The 20,594-nt window shown below is 69.4% G+C and carries 13 protein-coding genes; 12 read left to right on the top strand and 1 reads right to left on the bottom strand.

Features of this window, described 5'->3' with window-relative positions:
* Positions 1–71: 71 nt before the first annotated feature.
* The 3 genes from IF20_RS30315 (at position 72) to IF20_RS30305 (ending at position 4,452) form a co-directional block, all read left to right on the top strand.
* On the top strand, positions 72–1,016 hold the full coding sequence (locus tag IF20_RS30315; protein ID WP_110944678.1) for a sigma-70 family RNA polymerase sigma factor: 945 nt from the start codon (positions 72–74) through the stop codon (positions 1,014–1,016).
* 238 nt (positions 1,017–1,254) lie between these two features.
* Entirely contained in the window at positions 1,255–3,981 is a 2,727-nt protein-coding gene (gene acnA, locus IF20_RS30310) for an aconitate hydratase AcnA (protein WP_052868582.1), read from the top strand.
* Positions 3,982–4,173: 192 nt separating this feature from the next.
* On the top strand, positions 4,174–4,452 hold the full coding sequence (locus IF20_RS30305; protein WP_052868581.1) for a hypothetical protein: 279 nt from the start codon (positions 4,174–4,176) through the stop codon (positions 4,450–4,452).
* A 69-nt stretch (positions 4,453–4,521) separates the two neighbouring features.
* Here the strand turns inward: IF20_RS30305 and IF20_RS30300 are convergent, their stop codons facing one another.
* Complete coding sequence (locus IF20_RS30300; RefSeq protein WP_110944677.1) at positions 4,522–7,908, bottom strand: GH92 family glycosyl hydrolase; 3,387 nt, start codon at positions 7,906–7,908, stop codon at positions 4,522–4,524.
* Between the two features lie 412 nt (positions 7,909–8,320).
* Between IF20_RS30300 and ngcE the strand changes: the two genes are divergently transcribed.
* The 9 genes from ngcE to IF20_RS30255 all read left to right on the top strand — a co-directional run bounded on the left by ngcE (position 8,321) and on the right by IF20_RS30255 (position 20,588).
* Entirely contained in the window at positions 8,321–9,763 is a 1,443-nt protein-coding gene (gene ngcE / locus IF20_RS30295; protein ID WP_052868580.1) for an N-acetylglucosamine/diacetylchitobiose ABC transporter substrate-binding protein, read from the top strand.
* A 61-nt stretch (positions 9,764–9,824) separates the two neighbouring features.
* Positions 9,825–10,748 carry a carbohydrate ABC transporter permease gene (locus IF20_RS30290; RefSeq protein WP_052868579.1) on the top strand — a complete coding sequence of 308 codons (924 nt, stop codon included), beginning with the start codon at positions 9,825–9,827 and terminating at the stop codon, positions 10,746–10,748.
* Positions 10,745–11,728 carry a carbohydrate ABC transporter permease gene (locus tag IF20_RS30285; protein ID WP_407702572.1) on the top strand — a complete coding sequence of 328 codons (984 nt, stop codon included), beginning with the start codon at positions 10,745–10,747 and terminating at the stop codon, positions 11,726–11,728. The genes IF20_RS30290 and IF20_RS30285 overlap by 4 nt, the downstream gene beginning before the upstream one ends.
* 257 nt (positions 11,729–11,985) lie before the next feature.
* On the top strand, positions 11,986–13,185 hold the full coding sequence (locus tag IF20_RS30280; protein ID WP_052868577.1) for an ROK family transcriptional regulator: 1,200 nt from the start codon (positions 11,986–11,988) through the stop codon (positions 13,183–13,185).
* A gap of 224 nt (positions 13,186–13,409) precedes the next feature.
* On the top strand, positions 13,410–14,501 hold the full coding sequence (locus tag IF20_RS30275) for a substrate-binding domain-containing protein (RefSeq protein ID WP_052868576.1): 1,092 nt from the start codon (positions 13,410–13,412) through the stop codon (positions 14,499–14,501).
* Between the two features lie 120 nt (positions 14,502–14,621).
* The gene (locus IF20_RS30270) at positions 14,622–15,425 is read left to right on the top strand and encodes an ATP-binding cassette domain-containing protein (RefSeq protein ID WP_030261182.1); all 804 of its coding nucleotides are present in this window, start codon (positions 14,622–14,624) and stop codon (positions 15,423–15,425) included.
* Positions 15,422–16,723, top strand: a complete 1,302-nt coding sequence (locus tag IF20_RS30265; RefSeq protein ID WP_052868575.1) for a sugar ABC transporter permease — start codon at positions 15,422–15,424, stop codon at positions 16,721–16,723. Before IF20_RS30270 ends, IF20_RS30265 begins: the two co-directional genes overlap by 4 nt.
* Before the next feature lie 229 nt (positions 16,724–16,952).
* Positions 16,953–18,911: a 1-deoxy-D-xylulose-5-phosphate synthase gene (gene dxs, locus IF20_RS30260; protein ID WP_052868574.1), complete on the top strand. Its 1,959-nt coding sequence runs from the start codon at positions 16,953–16,955 to the stop codon at positions 18,909–18,911.
* A 171-nt stretch (positions 18,912–19,082) separates the two neighbouring features.
* A complete protein-coding gene (locus tag IF20_RS30255) occupies positions 19,083–20,588 on the top strand; it encodes an amino acid permease (protein WP_052868573.1) in 1,506 nt (501 codons plus the stop codon).
* Positions 20,589–20,594: the final 6 nt, after the last annotated feature.

The following is a 20,594-nucleotide window of genomic DNA, read 5'->3' as shown; positions in this document are numbered from 1 at the left end:
GTCAGCCGTGTCACCTTGGCGGTGTCGGGCGCGTCGAAGGAGTGACGGGGCACGACACGGAAAGGTGACCGATGGACGAGCACGACGGGCCGGCGGACGGCCGGAACGGGCACGGCGGGCCGGCGGACCGGGCCGGGGACGACGCGCTGGCGGAGCGCTTCGAGGCGCACCGGGGGCAGCTGCGCGCGGTGGCGTACCGGATGCTCGGCTCGCTCGCCGAGGCGGAGGACGCCGTGCAGGAGACCTGGCTGCGGCTCGGCCGCGCCGACGCGCGGGAGATCGCCAACCTCGGCGGCTGGCTGCGTACCGTCCTCTCGCGGGTCTGCCTGGACGCGCTGCGGGCCCGTACGGCACGGCGGGAGGACCCGGCGGGGGACGGGCTGCCCGACGAGGCCGGGCGGTCGGGGACCACGGACGGACCCGGCACGCCGGAGGACGAGGCGGTGCTGGCCGACGCGGTCGGCCGCGCCCTGCTCGTGGTGCTCGACACGCTCGCGCCCGCCGAACGCGTCGCGTTCGTGCTGCACGACCTGTTCGCCGTGCCGTTCGCGGAGATCGCGCCCCTCGTGGACCGCTCGCCGGTCGCCACGAAGAAGCTCGCGAGCCGGGCGCGCCACCGGGTGCGGGGGACGAGCGCCACGCCCCGCCCCGAGCTGGACCGGCAGCGGCGCGTCGTCGAGGCCTTCCTCGCCGCCTCGCGCCGCGGCGACCTCGACGCGCTGCTCGCGGTGCTCGCCCCCGACGCCGTGCGCCGCGCCGACCCCGCCGCGCTGCCTCCGGGCGCCGCGACGGTGCTCCGCGGGGCGCGTGCCGTGGCGGAGGGGACGCTCGTCTTCGGGCGGCGCGCGCGGGACGCGGAGCCGGCGCTGGTGAACGGCGCACCCGGCATCGTCGTGGCCCCGGCAGGCCGGCTGGCCCTCGTCCTGACCCTCGCGATCGAGCACGACCGGATCACCGCGTACGAGGTCATCGCCGACCCGGCCCGGATGCGCCGCCTCGACCTGGCCGTCGCCTAGGGGGCAGATGCGGCTGTCCCGGTACCACCCGGAACGAAGCGGACATCGGGTGGGCAGAGCATGACCGCACGGCAGCGATGTACTAGAGTTATCTCGACATCGAGATATCTGCCGAGAGGCGTACCGCTGCCGCGCTAGTAAGGCTCACCTAACTAAGCCTTACCTTAGCTGATGGGCTGGGGCCGGTGACGGCAGGATCGTGGTGGTACGCGCGAATTCATGCATGAAGGAGACTGTCGTGTCGGCGAACAGCTTCGACGCCCGCAGCACCCTGCAGGTGGGCGACGAGTCGTACGAGATCTTCCGGCTGGACAAGGTGGAGGGCTCCGCCCGCCTGCCGTACAGCCTGAAGGTGCTGCTGGAGAACCTGCTCCGCACCGAGGACGGCGCGAACATCACCGCCGACCACATCCGGGCCCTGGGCAACTGGGACTCCCAGGCGCAGCCCAGCCAGGAGATCCAGTTCACCCCGGCCCGCGTGATCATGCAGGACTTCACCGGCGTGCCCTGTGTCGTCGACCTCGCCACCATGCGTGAGGCCGTCAAGGAGCTCGGCGGCGACGCCGACAAGATCAACCCGCTGGCGCCGGCCGAGCTGGTCATCGACCACTCCGTCATCGCCGACAAGTTCGGCACGAACGACGCCTTCGCGCAGAACGTCGAGCTGGAGTACGGCCGCAACAAGGAGCGCTACCAGTTCCTGCGCTGGGGCCAGACCGCGTTCGACGAGTTCAAGGTCGTCCCGCCCGGCACCGGCATCGTCCACCAGGTGAACATCGAGCACCTGGCCCGTACGGTCATGGTCCGCAACGGTCAGGCCTACCCCGACACCCTGGTCGGCACCGACTCGCACACCACGATGGTCAACGGCCTGGGCGTCCTGGGCTGGGGCGTCGGCGGCATCGAGGCCGAGGCCGCGATGCTCGGCCAGCCGGTCTCCATGCTGATCCCGCGCGTGGTCGGCTTCAAGCTGACCGGCGAGCTGCAGCCCGGCACCACCGCCACCGACCTGGTCCTCACGATCACCGAGATGCTGCGCAAGCACGGCGTCGTCGGCAAGTTCGTCGAGTTCTACGGTGAGGGCGTCGCCGCGACCTCGCTCGCCAACCGCGCCACCATCGGCAACATGTCGCCGGAGTTCGGCTCCACCGCCGCGATCTTCCCGATCGACGACGAGACCCTGAACTACCTCAAGCTCACCGGCCGCTCCGAGCAGCAGGTCGCGCTGGTCGAGGCGTACGCCAAGGAGCAGGGCCTCTGGCTCGACCCGGCCGCCGAGCCCGACTTCTCCGAGAAGCTGGAGCTGGACCTCTCCACGGTCGTTCCGTCGATCGCCGGCCCGAAGCGCCCGCAGGACCGCATCGTCCTGGCCAACGCCGCCGAGCAGTTCGCCATCGACGTGCGCAACTACGTCGCGGACGACGAGGAGGCGGGCAAGGAGTCCTTCCCGGCCTCCGACGCCCCGGCCCGCACCAACGGCGTGCCGAGCAAGCCGACCCAGGTCGTCGCCGCCGACGGCTCGACCTACGAGATCGACCACGGCGCCGTGACCGTCGCCGCGATCACCTCCTGCACCAACACCTCGAACCCCTACGTCATGGTCGCCGCGGCGCTCGTGGCCAAGAAGGCGGTCGAGAAGGGCCTGACCCGCAAGCCGTGGGTCAAGACCACCCTGGCCCCGGGCTCGAAGGTCGTCACCGACTACTTCGACAAGGCCGGCCTGACCCCGTACCTGGACAAGCTGGGCTTCAACCTGGTCGGCTACGGCTGCACCACCTGCATCGGCAACTCCGGCCCGCTGGACGAGGAGATCTCCAAGGCGGTCAACGAGGCCGACCTCGCCGTCACCTCGGTGCTCTCCGGCAACCGCAACTTCGAGGGCCGGATCAACCCCGACGTCAAGATGAACTACCTGGCGTCCCCGCCGCTGGTCGTCGCGTACGCCATCGCCGGCTCCATGAAGGTGAACATCACCGAGGAGGCCCTGGGCATCGACCAGGACGGCAACCCGGTCCACCTGAAGGACATCTGGCCCACCGAGGCCGAGGTCAACGACGTCGTGGCGAACGCCATCGGCGAGGACATGTTCAACAAGTCCTACTCCGACGTCTTCGCGGGCGACGCCCAGTGGCAGGCCCTGTCGATCCCGACCGGCAACACCTTCGAGTGGGACGCCGAGTCCACCTACGTCCGCAAGCCCCCGTACTTCGAGGGCATGACGATGGACCCGGCCCCGGTCGAGGACATCGCCGGCGCCCGCGTCCTGGCCAAGCTGGGCGACTCGGTCACCACCGACCACATCTCCCCGGCCGGTGCGATCAAGGCCGACACCCCGGCCGGCAAGTACCTCACCGAGCACGGCGTCGAGCGTCGCGACTTCAACAGCTACGGCTCCCGCCGTGGCAACCACGAGGTCATGATCCGCGGCACCTTCGCCAACATCCGCCTGCGCAACCAGATCGCGCCGGGCACCGAGGGCGGCTTCACGCGTGACTTCACGCAGGAGGACGGCCCGGTCTCCTTCATCTACGACGCCTCCCAGAACTACCAGGCCGCCGGCATCCCGCTGGTCATCCTGGCCGGCAAGGAGTACGGCTCCGGCTCCTCCCGCGACTGGGCCGCCAAGGGCACCGCGCTGCTCGGCGTCAAGGCCGTCATCGCCGAGTCCTACGAGCGCATCCACCGCTCGAACCTGATCGGCATGGGCGTCCTGCCCCTGCAGTTCCCCGAGGGCGCCTCCGCCCAGTCCCTGGGCCTGACCGGCGAGGAGACCTTCTCCATCACCGGCATCACCGCCCTGAACGACGGCGGCATCCCGGAGACCGTGAAGGTGAAGGCTGCGGCTCCCTCCGGGGCAGACGTCGAGTTCGACGCCAAGGTCCGCATCGACACCCCCGGCGAGGCCGACTACTACCGCAACGGCGGCATCATGCAGTACGTGCTGCGCAGCCTCATCCGTAAGTAGGCACAGCCGCAGGTAAGCACGGCCGCGAGTAAGCGGAGCCCGGCCGGCGGCAGGAAGGGCCGCACCCCGACAGCGGGGGTGCGGCCCTTCCGCATAGACCGGTGGAGTGGAGTCGCGCGGAGCATGGTGGTGACGGCGGCGGGGCGCGGTAGATCTGCGTATCGTCACACTTCTTCCCGACAGGAGAATCACATGCGCAAGACCATCGGCCGTTCCGTCGCGGCCGCCGCCCTCGCGGCAGCCGTCGTCGTCCCGCTCTCCGGCGTGGCCCAGGCCGCCCCGCAGGCCCCGACGGTGCAGTCGTGGGACCACCACAAGTGCACGTGCAAGGACCGTGACGATGACAAGGGCCGCGACGACGACATGGGCGGTGACGACGACCGTGGCGACTGGGGCGGCTGGGGTCGTGGCGACTGGGGCAACGGCTACGGCGGCGGCCTGCTCAGCAGCCTCCTCAACGGCCTCCTCTGAGCCGTCCCGGAGCCGCACAGGGCCGCACCCACTCGGACGAGCGGGGCGGCCCTGTGACGCGGCGCGGGGTCAGGAGAGGAGTTCGACCTCCGCGAGCGTGGCCCGGCCGCTCGGGATCAGGCGGTAGTGCCGGTACGTGCCCGGGTGGGCCACCGAGAAGACGCGGGTCTGCTTGTCCCACGTGAAGGACTCGGCGGAGCGGCGGTCGACGGTGGTCCACCGGCGGCCGTCCCGGGAGCCCTGCAGGGTCCAGCCGTTCGGCGCCTCGGCCTTCGCCGACGAGGTCAGCGTGTACTGGGAGACGCGGGTGTCCTTCGTGAGGTCGGCGGCCGCCGTCCCGAAGGACGCCGACGTGTCCGAGGTGTCGTCGAAGAGCGCCGAGCCGTCCGCGGGAGCCACGTCGGCGGCCGGGGCCGGCACCTTGTCGTCCTTGGTGAGCGAGGTGGGGCCGGCGTTCTTGCCGGTGCCCCAGCGGGACGGCGTCGCGCCCATGGCGAAGTCGAGCGTGCCGCCGCGGGCGAGGACGGAGTGCGGCAGTGCCGTGGAGTTCCACGCCTTGCCGTTGACCTTCACGCCCTGCACGTAGACGTTCCGGGCGCTGTTCTCCGGGGCGTTGATGACCAGGTCGCGGCCGCTTTCCAGGTGGACGGTGGCCTTCGTGAAGAGCGGGGAGCCGATCGCGTACTCCGGCGCCCCCATCACCAGCGGGTAGAAGCCGAGGGCGCTGAAGACGTACCAGGCCGACATCTCGCCGTTGTCCTCGTCACCCGGGTAGCCCTGGCCGATCTCGCTGCCCAGGTAGAGCCGGGAGAGGACCTCGCGGACCTTCTCCTGCGTCTTCCACGGCTGCCCCGCCGCGTCGTAGGCGTACGCGATGTGGTGCGAGGGCTGGTTGCTGTGGCCGTACATGCCCATCCGGGTGTCGCGGGCCTCGGTCATCTCGTGGATCACGCCGCCGTAGCTGCCGGCGAACTCCTTGGTGCCGGTCTCCGGGGTGGCGAAGTACGTGTCGAGCTTCTTCGCCAGGCCGGCGCGGCCCCCGTAGAGGTTGGCGAGGCCCTTCAGGTCCTGCGGAGCCGTGAAGGCGAAGGACCAGCCGTTGGTCTCGGTGTAGTCGTTGCCCCAGACGCGCGGGTCGTACTTGTCCGGCGACAGCCGCCAGTCGCCCTGCTCGTCCTTGCCCTGAAAGAAGCCGACCTTGTCGTCGAAGAGCCGCACGTAGTTGCGGGCGCGGTGGAAGAAGTACGCCGACTCCTCCTTGTACCGAGTCTCGTGGGTCTTCTTGTAGAGCGCCTGGCCCATGCGGGCGATGCCGGAGTCGTTGAGGTAGCCCTCCAACGCCCAGGACAGGCCCTCCTTGGTCTTGGTGGAGGTGTAGCCGAGGAAGGGCGAGGTGTTCATGCCCTTGCGGCCGACGCCCGGGCTGGGCGGCGCGACCGTGGCGTTCTTCAGCGCCGCTTCGTAGGCCGCCTCCGCGTCGAAGCGCACGCCCTTGCCGTACGCGTCGGCGAAGGCCACGTCGGAGCTGGTGCCGGTCATCAGGTCGGCGTAGCCGGGGGAGGACCAGCGGGACATCCAGCCGCCGTCCTTGTACTGCTGCACGAAGCCGTCGGCCAGCTCGCCGGCGCGCTTCGGGGTGAGGAAGGAGTACGCGGGCCAGGTGGTCCGGTAGGTGTCCCAGAACCCGTTGTTGACGTGCACCTGGCCGTCGACGATCTTCGAGCCGGTGTGGGTCGGGGTGTCCGGGCCGGTCTGCGGGGAGAAGGGGCTGGCGTAACGCTGCTTGCCATTCACCTTCTCGGAGCCGGAGTTGGGGTACAGGTACAGCCGGTAGAGGTTGGAGTAGAGCGTGGTGAGCTGGTCGTGGCTCGCCCCCTCGACCTCGATGCGGCCGAGGATGTCGTCCCACTGCGCGCGGGCCCGGTCCCGTACGGACGTGGACGAGGCGCCGTCCGCGATCTCCTGGCGAAGGTTCTCCTTCGCCTGGTCGACGCTGATGAGCGACGTGGCGATGCGCATCGTGACGGTGTGGTCGGCGCCGGGCTCGAAGCGCAGGTAGCCGGTGACGTCGGGGCCGCCGCCCCCGGAGAGCTTGCTGCCGCCGGTGACCGGGGCGTCGAAGACCGCGTACACGAACATCCGGGTGGCGCCGGTGGACAGCCCGCTCTTGACGTCGGAGAAGCCGGTGACGACGCCGTTGTCCTTGTCGAGCGTGAGGCCGCCCTTGTTGTTGACGTTGTCGAAGATCAGGTTCGCGTCCGCACCCGGGAAGGTGAACTTCATCATCGCGGCGTGGTCGGTGGGAGCGATCTCGGCCTTCAGACCGTTGTCGAAGGTGACGCCGTAATAGTGGGGCTTGGCCGTCTCGTTCGAGTGGTGGAAGGGGAGCGCGCGGGCGGTGCGGGAGGCGTCGGGGGTGCCGGCCGCGGTGGACGGCATCACCTGGAAGGTCTGCCGGTCGCCCATCCAGGGGCTGGGTTCGTGGCTGGCGCCGAAGGCCTGGAGCGTGGGGAGGTTGTCGGAGTTGTTCTTGCGCGCGTATTCGTAGAGCCAGTCCTGGGAGCCGGCATTGGTCACCGGCGTCCAGAAGTTGAAGCCGTTGGGGACGGCGGTCGCGGGGAAGGTGTTGCCGCGCGAGAAGCTGCCGCTGGAGTTCGTGCCGCGGACGGTCGAGGCGTAGTCGGCGAGGTGCGCGAGGGGCTTCTCGGGCTTCGCCGGCGCCAGTGACACATCGTCGAGCCAGCCGCGGAAGTCGCCGGTGCCGTGCGGCGCGTCGTACGCCAGCAGGATGCGGTCGACCGTCTTTCCGGCGGCCACCGCTCCGATCTCCGACTCCCGGTTGTTCCACTGATTGACGTAGAGCGTCTTGGCCGCGCCCTGGCCCTGCGGGGTCAGCGGGGCGCCGTTCGTGTCGGTGGGCTTCAGGTCGCTGAGGTAGGTGCCGTCGGTGAAGGCGAGATCGACGGAGACCTGGGTGGCCCGGTAGTCACGCGCGGATCCGGCCATTTCGGGGAAGAGCTTGTAGGACAGGACGGTGTCGCGGCCGACGGGCACGTCCACGTCGAAGAGTTTGTTGTACGCGTAGCCGTGGTCCTCGGCGGTGTGCGTGCCGCCGTACCGCAGCGCGTGCGTCCCGGTGAAGCCGGCGTTCTGCCTCGCGGTGGGGGAGTCGGTGGGGCCGGTGTCGACGCGGCTGGTCATGCCGGGTGCGGTGGCGCCCTCGGGATGGACCCCGGAGACCTTCGGGGAGCCGCCGGCGGGGGTCTCGGCGGTGTCGCGCCAGTCGGGCGCGGGTTGGCCGGATTCGAAGGACGAGCCGAACGTCCCGCCGGCGTCGGGTGGTGCGTGCGGTGTGGCGGGTGCGGCGACGGCCGCGCCCTGTGCCGTCACGATCAGGAGGGCGGCCGCCGCCAGGGCGACGGGGCGGTTGATCCCACGCAGGTGTCTGAGCCGCACGCGAGCTTCTCCACTCTTCCGGCTTCATCGTCTGACATCGTTGTCATATCTACGGTGCAGAGATAACCAACAGTCATGCGGCCTTTGGTGTCAAGGGAACCGGATGAGGTGGCGGGAATGTTGCCCGCCCCGCCATGTATGCCGGAGAGGTCTCAACTCGGGAAAGACTGGCATCCGGGGCTGCTTTTGATCTTGCCCCGCCTGTGTGAAGTGGACTATACCTGTCGGCGTCCGAATGGCTGTGCGCTTCGAGCCGTCGGAACCGGGGGACAACAGCGGGGAACCACACGTATTCCCTGCTTATCTCTAGCGCGCCCGGTGCACATCCCGTACAACTCAGCTGCATCTGACCCGCGGTGCCGGGGTGGCTCCGGTACACCGCCTGAGTCCTGGAGAAGGCGAGGACTTGAGCATGGGATCCACCTCGGAAACCAGCCGTCGCGATCTGATCAAGCGGTCCGTGGCGCTCGGAGTGTTCACCGTTCCGACGATGAGCCTGCTCGCCTCGTGCGCGAGCGGCGGCGACAGCGGTGGCGGCGACAAGGTAGAGAAGGGCACCAAGTCCGCGAAGAACCCGCTGGCCGTCAATGAGAGCGCGCCGTTGGACGTGGTCATCTTCGACGGTGGCTTCGGCGAGAAATACGCCCGGGATGCCGAGGCCCTCTATGTGGCCGCTTATCCCAAGACCAAGGGCAAGATCAAGCACGCCTCCACGCAGAAGATCCAGTCCACGCTGCAGCCCCGTTTCAACGGCGGCAACCCGCCCGACCTGGTCGACAACTCCGGCGCGGAGCAGATGGATTTCTCCACCCTCGTCGGCAAGGACCAGCTGACGGACCTGACGCCGCTGCTCGACGCGCCGTCCGTCGACGACCCGAAGAAGAAGGTGCGCGACACGCTGCGCCCCGGCGTCGTGGAGATGGGCCAGTTCGGCGGCTCGGAGACCCTGGTCCTGTACTACGCCTACACCGTCTACGGCGTCTGGTACTCCAAGACCAACCTGCAGAAGCTGGACGCGGAGTACCCGGAGACCTGGGACGACATGCTCGCGCTCTGCGCGAAGGCCAAGAAGAAGGGCGTCGCGGGCTGGACCTACCCCGGCAAGTACCCGTACTACGTGCCGTTCAGCCTCTACCCCTTCATCGCCAAGATCGGCGGCCCCGAGGTGCTGCGCCGGATCGACAACCTGGAGCCGGGCGCCTGGAAGGACCCCGCGGTCCGCGCCGCCTTCGAGGCGTACTACGAGCTGTACAAGAAGGGCTACATCCTCAAGGGCAGCCCGGGCCTGGACCACCTGCAGTCGCAGAAGGCGTGGGCCGAGGGCAAGGCGCTGTTCATCCCGAACGGCTCCTGGGTGGAGTTCGAGTCCGCCAACCAGATCAAGAAGGCCGGCAACTTCGACCTCGCGGTGGGCGCCCCCTCCAGCCTCAGCTCCTCGGACAAGATGCCGTTCGGCACCCTGTGGGCGTCCGGCGGCGAGCCGTTCATCGTGCCCAAGCAGGCGAACAACCCCGAGGGCGGCATGGAGTTGCTGCGCATCATGCTCAGCGAGAAGTCCTCCAAGAACTTCACCAAGCAGGTCTCCTCGCTGACCTCGCTGGACGGCGGCACCGAGGGCCTGTCCCTGCCGCCGGGCCTGACGTCCGCGCAGCAGGCCCTGGAGAAGGCCGGCAAGAACGTCCTCAATCCCCGCCTGCAGGACTGGTACGTGGCCCTGCAGAAGGAGAAGATCGGCGTCGGCTGCATCGGCGAGATGATGGCCGGCCGGATGACGCCGGGCGAGGCCATCAACAAGATCCAGAAGTACGCGGACGAGACGCGGAAGGACTCCAGCATCAAGAAGTACAAGCGCTGAGCGACGAATTCGCTGTGTCACCAGCGGCAGCCGCCGCAGGATAAGAACGGAATCGTACGTCATGCAGCACGGTAAATACCGCTTCATCGCCGGGTTCCTGGTCCTCCCGTTGGCCATCTACGCGGTCTTCGTGATCTCTCCGTTCGTGCAGGCCATCTATTACTCCTTCACGGACTGGACGGGTCTGAGCTCCGATTTCAAGATGGTCGGGTTCGACAATTACGCGCGTCTTTTCCAGGACGGAGTGTTCTGGTCCGCGGTGGGCAACAGCGTGACCCTGCTCCTGCTGCTGCCGGTGGTGACGCTCTCGCTCGGCCTGTTCTTCGCGTTCATGCTCAACGTCGGTGGCCGCCGCACCAAGAAGGCGGTCATCGGCGGGGTGCGCGGTTCGAGCACGTACAAGATCCTGTATTTCTTCCCGCAGGTGCTGTCGGTCCCGATCGTCGCCCTGCTCTTCCAATTCGCGTACAACCCGGAGAGCGGCGCCCTCAACTCCTTCTTCTCCGCCATCGGCCTGGACGGCGTCCAGCCCAACTGGCTGGGCGATCCGCAGCTCGCGCTGTGGTGCGTCATGGCGGCGATGGTGTGGGCCAACGTCGGCTTCTACGTGGTCCTCTTCTCCGCCGGGATGACCTCCATCCCCAAGGACTTCTACGAGGCCGCGCTGCTGGACGGCGCCAACCGCTTCAACACGTTCTTCCGCATCACCCTGCCGCTGCTCTGGGACACCGTGCAGACCGGCTGGATCTACATGGGAATCCTGGCCCTGGACGTGTCGGCCTTCGCGTTCGTGCAGATCATGAGCGTCGGCCCGGGCGGCCCGGACTACTCGACGGAAGTGCTGCCGCTGTACGTCTACCAGAAGACCTTCCGTGACGGTCAGGCCGGCTACGCCACCTCGATCGGCGTCTCGCTGCTCATCGTCACCCTGATCTTCGCGGCCGTCGTCATGCGGCTGGGCCGTCGAGAGCGACTGGAGTTCTGATGACCGCACAGACCGATCCCCCCGAGCTCCGGGGCGTCACGAAGGACGGCGCGCGCGGTGCCCTGCAGGCCGGCGGTGCGGGAGCGGGCGGCGCGGCGGCGCCGGAGCCGCACGCGGCGGCCGGGAAGGGGGCTCGCGGGCGGGGCGGCAGCGAGGGCGGCGTCCTGAACGTCTTCTCGCACGGCGTGCTGGTGATCTGGGGCGTCCTCGTCACCATGCCGCTGCTGTGGGCGGTGGTCAGCTCCTTCAAGGACGACACGGAGATCTTCAGCTCCCCCTGGGGGCTGCCCTCCGCGCTGCACTTCGAGAACTGGGTACGGGCCTGGGAAAAGGCCAACATGGCCCAGTACTTCGCGAACTCGCTGATCGTGGTGGGCGGTTCGCTGATCGGCACGATGCTGCTCGGGTCGATGGCCGCGTACGTCCTGGCGCGGTTCGAGTTCCCGGGGAACCGCTTCATCTACTTCCTGTTCGTGGGCGGCATGGGCTTCCCCGTGATCCTCGCGCTGGTCCCGCTGTTCTTCGTCATGAAGAACATGGCCCTGCTGGACACCTACCACGGCCTGATCCTGGTCTACATCGCCTACTCGCTGCCGTTCACCGTCTTCTTCCTGAGCGGCTTCTTCCGTACGCTGCCGACCTCGGTGGCGGAGGCCGCGCTCATCGACGGGGCCTCGCACGCCAGGACCTTCTTCCAGGTGATGCTGCCGATGGCCAAGCCGGGGCTGATCAGCGTCGGCATCTTCAACTTCCTGGGCCAGTGGAACCAGTACCTGCTGCCCACGGTCCTCAACGTCGGCGACCCGGACAAGAAGGTGCTGACCCAGGGACTGGTCGCGCTGGCGGTCAGTCAGGGCTACAAGGGCGACTGGTCGGGGCTGTTCGCGGGCCTGACCATCGCGATGCTGCCGGTCCTCGCCGCGTACATCGTCTTCCAGCGCCAGGTGGTCGCGGGCCTGACCGCGGGGGCGGTGAAGTAGCCGGGCCGGCCCCCTCCGTACCGCTCTCACGGGCCTCCCGCCGCGTACCCGGCGGCGGGAGGCCCCGAGCCGTGTCCACGCGTGGCATCGGTCGTCGTGCGTGGATATACGCCCTCCTGCGGTCGAGGACTTGACGGGAGCGGACCCGGGCAGCTCAGCTTAGATTCACATGTTGGAGACAAGCCGGGTCCCGTTGGTGCGGCCCGGCCGGCGGGCGGTCGTCGTGCCGCCCGCGGCAGGCGGGAGTGGATGAGTCGATGGAGACTCCGGGGTCGCAGTCCTCGCTGCACCGGGCCAATCTTGAGCGGGTCGTGCGCGCCGTACGGATGGCGGGATCGCTCACCCAGGCGGAGATCGCCCGGACCACAGGGCTGTCGGCGGCCACCGTCTCCAACATCGTGCGGGAGCTGAAGGACGGCGGGACCGTCGAGGTCACGCCCACCTCGGCGGGCGGCCGCCGGGCGCGCAGCGTCTCCCTCTCCGGCGACGCCGGCGTCGTGGTCGGCGTCGACTTCGGCCACAGCCATCTGCGGGTGGCGGTCGGCAACCTCGCGCACCAGGTGCTCGCCGAGGAGTCCGAGCCGATCGACGTGGACGCCTCGGCGGCCGAGGGCTTCGACCGGGCCGAGCAGCTGGTCAGCCGGCTGGTGGAGACCACCGGCATCGACCGGTCCAAGGTCGTCGGGGTGGGCCTCGGCGTACCGGGCCCGATCGACGTGGTGTCCGGCACGCTCGGCTCGACCGCGATCCTGCCGGGCTGGACCGGTACGAACCCCGGCGAGGAGCTGTCGGACCGGCTCGGCGTGCCCGTGCACGTCGACAACGACGCCAACCTCGGCGCGCTCGGCGAGCTGGTGTGGGGCGCGGGCCGGGGCGCCGCCGACCTCGCGTACATCAAGGTGGCCAGTGGTGTCGGCGCCGGGCTGGTGATCAGCGGGCAGATCTACCGCGGCCCCGGCGGCACGGCGGGCGAGATCGGGCACATCACGCTGGACGAGTCGGGGCCGGTGTGCCGCTGCGGCAACCGTGGCTGCCTGGAAACCTTCACGGCGGCCCGGTACGTCCTGCCGCTGCTCCAGCCGGGGCACGGCCCGGACCTGACCATGCCGGGCGTCGTCCAGCTGGCCCGGGACGGCGACCCGGGCTGCCGCCGGGTCATCGCGGACGTCGGCCGGCACATCGGCAGCGGCGTGGCGAACCTGTGCAATCTGCTGAACCCCAGCCGGGTGGTGCTCGGCGGGGACCTCGCGGAGGCCGGTGAGCTGGTGCTGGCGCCGATACGGGAGTCGGTGTCGCGGTACGCCATTCCCAGTGCGGCGCGGCAGCTGAGCGTCGTACCGGGCACGCTGGGCGGCCGGGCCGAGGTGCTGGGCGCGCTGGCGCTGGTGCTCAGCGAGATGGGGGACTCCACGCTGCTGGACGGCTCGCTGAGCCCGGACACCCCCGCCATCGCCTGAAGCACGCCATTGCCTGAAACCAAACCTGAAACGAAACCTGAAACGAAACCTGAAACCAAAAGGGTGCCCCAGCGCTGCTGGGGCGCACTCTGAGTTCACACAGCTAACGGATGGCACCGTTGTCATCTCGTTAAGGATTTACTCCTTGACGCCCTGCGAGCGGCCGAGTTGACTCCAAGCACCTCGGCCGCAAGGACGCGGCCATGTCAGGGAGGGCCATCCCCATGAACGCATTTGTGCGTCGCGTCGTCATAGCCACCACCGCGGTCTCCATGGCCGCGACCGTGGCCGCCTGCGGCAAGGCCGGCGGCGGTGACAGCGGCGGTGGTGACAACAAGACCATCGGCCTGTTGCTGCCGGAGAACAAGACCACGCGCTACGAGACCTTCGACCGCCCCTTCATCGAGCACAAGATCAAGGAACTGTGCTCGGACTGCGTGGTGAAGTACAACAACGCCGCGCAGGAGACCGAGACCCAGAAGAAGCAGTTCGACGCGCTGATCACGCAGGGCGTCAAGGTCATCGTCCTGGACGCGGTCGACTACAAGGCCACCAAGTCCTGGGTGAACCAGGCCGCCAAGAAGGGCGTGAAGGTCGTCGCGTACGACCGCCTCGCCGAGGGCGACATTTCGGCATACGTGTCCTACGACAACGAGAAGATCGGCCGCCTCCAGGGCGAGGGCCTGGTCAAGGCCCTGGGCAGCGACGCCAAGGACGCCAACGTTGTCATGATCAACGGCTCGCCGACCGACCCGAACGCCCCCTTCTTCAAGAAGGGCGCGCACGCCGTCCTCGACAAGCAGGTCAAGAAGGTCGTCTACGAGCAGGACATCCCGGACTGGTCGCCGGACGAGGCCAACAAGAAGATGAACTCGGCGATCGACGCGGCCGGCAAGGACGGCTTCCAGGGCGTCTACTCCGCCAACGACGGCATGGCCGGCGGCATCATCACCGCGCTGAAGCAGCGCAAGGTCGACGTCCCGGTCGGCGGCCAGGACGCCGAGCTGGCCGGTCTGCAGCGGATCCTGAAGGGCGAGCAGGCCTTCACCATCTACAAGCAGATCAAGCCGCAGGCCGAGACCACCGCCGAGGTCGCCGTCAAGCTCCTCAAGGGCGAGAAGCTCGGCTCCGTCACCCCGGACAAGGTCGACAGCCTCAGCGGTGACGTCAAGGGCATCCCCGCGAAGCTGTACGACGCGCAGATCGTGACCAAGGACGACATCAAGGACACGATCATCAAGGACAAGGTCTACAAGGCCAGCCAGATCTGCACCGCGGACTACAAGAAGGCCTGCGAGGAAGCCGGCATCAAGTAACCCCTCGGGCGGCCCGCGCACGGACGGTGCGCGCCGCCCCGGCCCCGGCCCGCGCCCCGAGCGGCGCGGGCCCCGGGCAGCCTCGTACGCACCATTCCCGCCCGACAGGCGGCGAAGGAGATGATTCACGTGTCCGCTGCGCCCGTGCTGGCGTTGCGCTCGGTCTCCAAGCGGTTCGGCGCCGTCCAGGCGCTCACGGACGTCACGCTGGAGATCGAAGCCGGTGAGGTGGTCGCCCTGGTCGGCGACAACGGCGCCGGCAAGTCGACCCTCGTCAAGACCATCGCCGGGGTCCACCCCATCGACGAAGGCACCATCGAGTGGGAGGGGCGTCCGGTCCGCATCAACCGGCCGCACGACGCCCAGGAACTCGGCGTCGCCACCGTCTACCAGGACCTCGCGCTCTGCGACAACCTCGACGTCGTCGCCAACCTCTTCCTCGGCAGCGAGCTGCGCCGCGCCTCCGTCCTGGACGAGATCGCGATGGAGAAGCGCGCCAAGGAGCTGCTGGACACCCTGTCCATCCGCATCCCCAGCGTCCGCATCCCCGTCGCGGCGCTCTCCGGCGGCCAGCGCCAGGTCGTCGCCATCGCCCGCGCGCTGATCGGCGACCCCAAGGTCGTCATCCTCGACGAGCCGACCGCGGCGCTCGGCGTCGAGCAGACCGCGCAGGTCCTCGACCTCGTCGAGCGGCTCCGCGAGCGCGGCCACGGGGTGATCCTGATCAGCCACAACATGGCCGACGTACAGGCCGTCGCGGACCGGGTCGCGGTGTTGCGCCTCGGCCGCAACAACGGCGTCTTCCCCGTGGCGGACACCTCCCACGAAGAGATCATCGCCGCGATCACCGGCGCCTCGGACAACGCCGTCACCCGCCGCAAGGCGCGTACGGACCAGGTGAAGAAGGAGCAGGGCGCGTCATGAGCAGCGACCTCACCAAGAGCGCGGCAGGCGCCCCGGCGGAGCAGCCGGTGGAGAAGAGCGCCGTACCGGCCGCCGCCGTCGACCCCCGCCTGCTCGTCCGCGAGCAGGGCTTCAAGGGGTACTGGACCGACTTCACCCGGCGGATGCGCGGCGGCGAACTGGGCTCGCTGCCGGTCATCCTCGGCCTGATCGTCATCGCGGTCATCTTCCAGCTCCAGACCAGCAGCTTCCTGTCGGCCGGCTCCCTCGCCAACATCGGCGTCTACACCTCCGGCCTCGGCATCATGGCCGTCGGCATCGTCTTCGTCCTGCTGCTGGGCGAGATCGACCTCTCGGTCGGCTCGGTGGCCGGTGTGGGCGCCGCGGTCTGGGCCGTGCTCAGCGTGACCAACGGCCTGAACGACTGGCTGTCCGTACTGATCGCCCTCGCCTGCGGGCTGCTCATCGGCGCGCTGCACGGCTTCTTCTTCGCCAAGATCGGCGTGCCTGCCTTCGTGGTCACCCTGGCCGGCTTCCTCGGCTGGAGCGGCCTGCAGATCTGGCTGATGGGCAGCGAAGGCTCCATCAACACGCCGGACGACAGCCTGGTCGCCTACCTCACCGGCTACTACTTCGAGGACAAGGCCGCGGCGTACGGCCTGGCGCTGATCGCCGTCCTGGCGTACGCGGGCTCGCTGCTGCTGGACACCAAGCGGCGCAAGGCCGCCGGGCTGCCCTCGCGGCCGCTGAGCGAGGTGGGGCTGCGCACCGCCGTGGTCGCGGTGATCGCCTTCGCCGTCGCGTACGTGCTGAACGAGCCGGCGGGCGCGCGCGGCCTGCCGCTGGCCCTCGTGCTCTTCCTGGCCGTCCTGGTGATCGCCGACTTCGTGGTCCGCCGGACCGCGTACGGCCGGCAGATCTTCGCGGTCGGCGGCAACGCGGAGGCGGCCCGCCGGGCCGGCATCAACGTCGACAAGGTCCGGATCACGGTCTTCGCGATCTCCGGGATGCTCGCCGTGTTCGGCGGGCTCTTCATCGCCAGCCTGCAGGGCGGCGCCACGAAGAACCTCGGCGCGGGCAACACGCTCATGAACGTGATCGCCGCGGCGGTCATCGGCGGCACCAGCCTCTTCGGCGGCCGCGGCAAGATCTGGTCGGCACTGCTGGGCATGCTGGTCATCCAGTCCATCCAGCAGGGGCTGAACCTGCTGGGCATGGCCAGCGAAATCCAGTTCATGATCACGGGTGCGGTGCTGCTGGCCGCCGTCGTGATCGACTCGATCTCCCGCCGGACCCAGAAGACAGCCGGCCGGACGTGACAGTTCTGCTACGGATCTGACACGCGCGGACGGCCGTACGGCACCCGCCGCTCACCCCCGTACGGCCCTGCCAGGCGTTACCCGCCGGGTGGGGCCGTACGCGTGACATTCATCGCACCGCCCGCGCGCAGCCGCGCCGAGCGGAACATTAGACTCGACTGATCGGCAAGCTCGATCAAGCTCGAACCGGCGACGGGTTCGAACAACGCTCGAATGCAAGGAGGCACGGGTGGCCCTGCTGACCCGTATCACGGGACCGCGCGATCTGGACCGGCTCGGCCCGGAGCAGCTGGAGCAGCTGGCGGGAGAGATCCGTACGTTCCTTGTCGACGCCGTCTCCAAGACCGGCGGACACCTCGGTCCGAACCTCGGCGTGGTCGAGCTGACCATCGCCCTGCACCGCGTCTTCGAGTCGCCCAAGGACAAGGTCCTCTTCGACACCGGGCACCAGTCCTACGTCCACAAGCTGCTCACCGGGCGCCAGGACTTCGCCGGGCTGCGGGCCAAGGGCGGCCTGTCCGGCTACCCCTCGCGCGCCGAGTCCGAGCACGACGTCATCGAGAACAGCCACGCCTCCACGGTGCTGGGCTGGGCCGACGGCCTGGCCAAGGCCAACCAGGTGCGCGGCACGGACGATAACGTCGTCGCGGTGATCGGCGACGGCGCGCTGACCGGCGGCATGGCCTGGGAGGCGCTGAACAACATCGCCGTCGCCAAGGACCGCCCGCTGGTCATCGTCGTCAACGACAACGAGCGCTCGTACGCGCCGACCATCGGCGGCCTCGCCAACCACCTCGCCACGCTGCGCACGACCGACGGCTACGAGCGGTTCCTCGCCCGCGGCAAGGACCTGCTGGAGCGCACCCCGGTCGTCGGCAAGCCGCTCTACGAGACGCTGCACGGCGCCAAGAAGGGGCTGAAGGACTTCATCGCCCCGCAGGGCATGTTCGAGGACCTGGGCCTGAAGTACGTCGGCCCGATCGACGGCCACGACATCGAGGCGCTGGAGTCCGCGCTGCAGCGCGCCAAGCGCTTCGGCGGCCCCGTCATCGTGCACTGCCTCACCGAGAAGGGCCGCGGCTACGAGCCCGCCGAGCAGGACGAGGCCGACCGCTTCCACGGCATCGGCGTGATCCACCCGGACACCGGCCTGCCGGTCTCCGCCTCCGGCGCCGACTGGACCTCCGTCTTCGGCGAGGAGATGGTCAAGCTCGGCCGGGAGCGCGAGGACATCGTCGCGATCACCGCGGCCATGCTCCAGCCGGTCGGCCTGAAGGCGTTCGCCAAGGAGTTCCCCGAGCGGATCTACGACGTGGGCATCGCCGAGCAGCACGGCGCGGTCTCCGCGGCCGGCCTGGCCACCGGCGGCCTGCACCCGGTCTTCGCGCTGTACGCCACGTTCCTGAACCGCGCCTTCGACCAGGTCCTGATGGACGTGGCGCTGCACAAGTGCGGCGTCACCTTCGTCCTGGACCGCTCCGGCGTCACCGGCACCGACGGCGCCTCGCACAACGGCATGTGGGACATGTCGATCCTCCAGGTCGTGCCGGGGCTGCGGATCGCCGCGCCGCGCGACGCCGACCAGGTACGCGCCCAGCTGCGCGAGGCCGTCGAGGTCGACGACGCGCCGACCGTGGTCCGCTACTCCAAGGGCGCGGTGGGCCCGGCCGTCGAGGCCGTGGACCGGATCGGCGGCATGGACGTACTGCGCAAGGCCCCGGAGAGCGTCGCCCGGCCGGACGTCCTGCTGGTCTCCGTCGGCGCGCTCGCCCCGATGTGCCTGGAGATCGCCGACCTGCTCGACAAGCAGGGCATCTCCACGACCGTGGTCGACCCGCGCTGGGTCAAGCCGGTCGACGCGGCGCTGCCGGGCCTGGCGGCGAAGCACCGCGTCGTGGTCACCGTCGAGGACGGCATCCGCACCGGCGGCGTCGGCTCCGCGGTCGCGCAGGCGCTGCGGGACGCGGGCGTGGACGTGCCGCTGCGCGACTTCGGCATCCCCGAGCGCTTCCTCGACCACGCCTCCCGCAAGGAGATCATGGCCGAGATCGGCCTTACGGCGCCGGACATCGCCCGCCAGGTCACCGGCCTGGTCGCGAAGATCGACGGACGCTACGACGAGGCAGCCGATGCCGCGGACGCCGGGGACGAGCAGGCCGCCGAGCCGGCCCGGATCGCCCGCGACTGACCGGACGAGCGGCCACGGGGCCGGCGCTCACTCCACCGGGTGAGCGCCGGCCCCTCCGCATATCGAGTGATCTCGGGCCCGCCCGGGCAAGCCGTCAATGAGCCTTTTCCGCCAATTGATGAAACTCGGTCAGTTGGGGATTCATGGATGGTCGCCCAGGCGGAGGTTCGTATGAGCAGTTCGTTGCCCGAGCCGGAGGGCCGCCGGCGCGGCCTCTTCCGGACCAAGACGGTCGAGGAGTCGATCCGCGACACAGAGGAGCCCGAACACGCGCTCAGGAAGTCGCTGTCCGCCCTGGACCTGACGGTCTTCGGCGTCGGCGTGATCATCGGTACCGGCATCTTCGTCCTCACCGGCAAGATCGCCAAGGAGTCGGCGGGCCCGGCGGTCGCCCTGTCCTTCGTCGCCGCCGGCGTGGTCTGCGCGCTGGCCGCCCTCTGCTACGCCGAGTTCGCCTCCACCGTGCCGGTGGCCGGCTCCGCGTACACCTTCTCCTACGCCTCGCTGGGCGAGTTCCCCGCCTGGATCATCGGCTGGGACCTGGTCCTGGAGCTGGCGCTGGCGTGCGCCGTGGTGTCCGTCGGCTGGTCCGGCTACATCCGCTCGCTGCTGGACAGCGCGGGCTTCCACCTGCCGCAGAGCCTGTCCGGGACCCATGAGGGAAACTTCGGCTTCGACCTGCTGGCCTGCATCCTCGTCCTCGTCCTGACCGCCGTCCTCGTCGCGGGCATGAAGCTGTCCTCGCGGGTGACCGCGGTGGTCGTCGGCATCAAGGTCACCGTCGTGCTGCTCGTCATCATCGTCGGCACCTTCTTCATCCACGGGGCCAACTACCAGCCGTTCGTGCCGGAGCCGGTGACCGGTTCGGGCGGCAGCGGCTGGCAGGCGCCACTGGTCCAGTCGCTGTTCGGCTTCACCCCGGCGAGCTTCGGCGTGATGGGCATCTTCGCGGCCGCCGCCGTGGTGTTCTTCGCCTTCATCGGCTTCGACATCGTCGCGACCGCCGCCGAGGAGGCCCGCAACCCGCAGCGCGACGTCCCGCGCGGCATCCTCGGCTCGCTGCTGATCTGCACGGTCCTCTACGTCGCCGTGTCCATCGTCGTCACCGGCATGCAGAAGTACAGCAAGCTGTCCACGGACGCGCCGCTCGCCGACGCCTTCAAGGACCTCGGGCACCCCTTCTGGGCGGGGCTGATCAGCTTCGGCGCGGCCGTCGGCCTCACCTCGGTCTGCATGATCCTGCTGCTCGGGCAGAGCCGGGTCTTCTTCGCGATGAGCCGCGACGGACTGCTGCCGCGGGTGTTCTCCACGGTGCACCCGCGCTTCGGCACGCCGTACCGGTCCACGATCGTGCTCGGCGTGGTGGTCGCGGTGGTGGCGGGATTCACGTCGATCGACGTCCTGGCCGAGCTGGTCAACATCGGCACGCTGTTCGCGTTCGTCGTGGTCGCGCTGGGCGTGGTCATCCTGCGCCGCACCCGGCCCGACCTGCCGCGCAGCTTCCGTACCCCGTTGGTGCCGCTGGTGCCGGTCCTGTCGGTGCTGGCGTCCGTGTGGCTGATGATCAACCTGACGGCGGAGACCTGGCTGCGGTTCGCCGTCTGGATGGCCATCGGGCTCGTCTTCTACTTCCTCTACGGGCGGTCGCACAGCCGGATGGGCCACCGCGACCGCTGACGGGCC

It is taken from the genome of Streptomyces niger, assembly GCF_000718305.1.
Taxonomy (GTDB): Bacteria; Actinomycetota; Actinomycetes; order Streptomycetales; family Streptomycetaceae; genus Streptomyces; species Streptomyces niger.
This window is presented reverse-complemented; position numbering and strand designations above follow the sequence as displayed.

Coding starts and splice junctions, on each gene's coding strand:
- IF20_RS30305 (WP_052868581.1), top strand. CDS start 4,174: ATGCGCAAGACCATCGGCCGTTCCGTCGCGGCCGCCGCCCTCGCGGCA.
- IF20_RS30290 (WP_052868579.1), top strand. CDS start 9,825: ATGCAGCACGGTAAATACCGCTTCATCGCCGGGTTCCTGGTCCTCCCG.
- IF20_RS30280 (WP_052868577.1), top strand. CDS start 11,986: ATGGAGACTCCGGGGTCGCAGTCCTCGCTGCACCGGGCCAATCTTGAG.
- IF20_RS30265 (WP_052868575.1), top strand. CDS start 15,422: ATGAGCAGCGACCTCACCAAGAGCGCGGCAGGCGCCCCGGCGGAGCAG.
- IF20_RS30270 (WP_030261182.1), top strand. CDS start 14,622: ATGATTCACGTGTCCGCTGCGCCCGTGCTGGCGTTGCGCTCGGTCTCC.
- IF20_RS30315 (WP_110944678.1), top strand. CDS start 72: ATGGACGAGCACGACGGGCCGGCGGACGGCCGGAACGGGCACGGCGGG.
- IF20_RS30275 (WP_052868576.1), top strand. CDS start 13,410: ATGAACGCATTTGTGCGTCGCGTCGTCATAGCCACCACCGCGGTCTCC.
- IF20_RS30255 (WP_052868573.1), top strand. CDS start 19,083: ATGAGCAGTTCGTTGCCCGAGCCGGAGGGCCGCCGGCGCGGCCTCTTC.
- ngcE (WP_052868580.1), top strand. CDS start 8,321: ATGGGATCCACCTCGGAAACCAGCCGTCGCGATCTGATCAAGCGGTCC.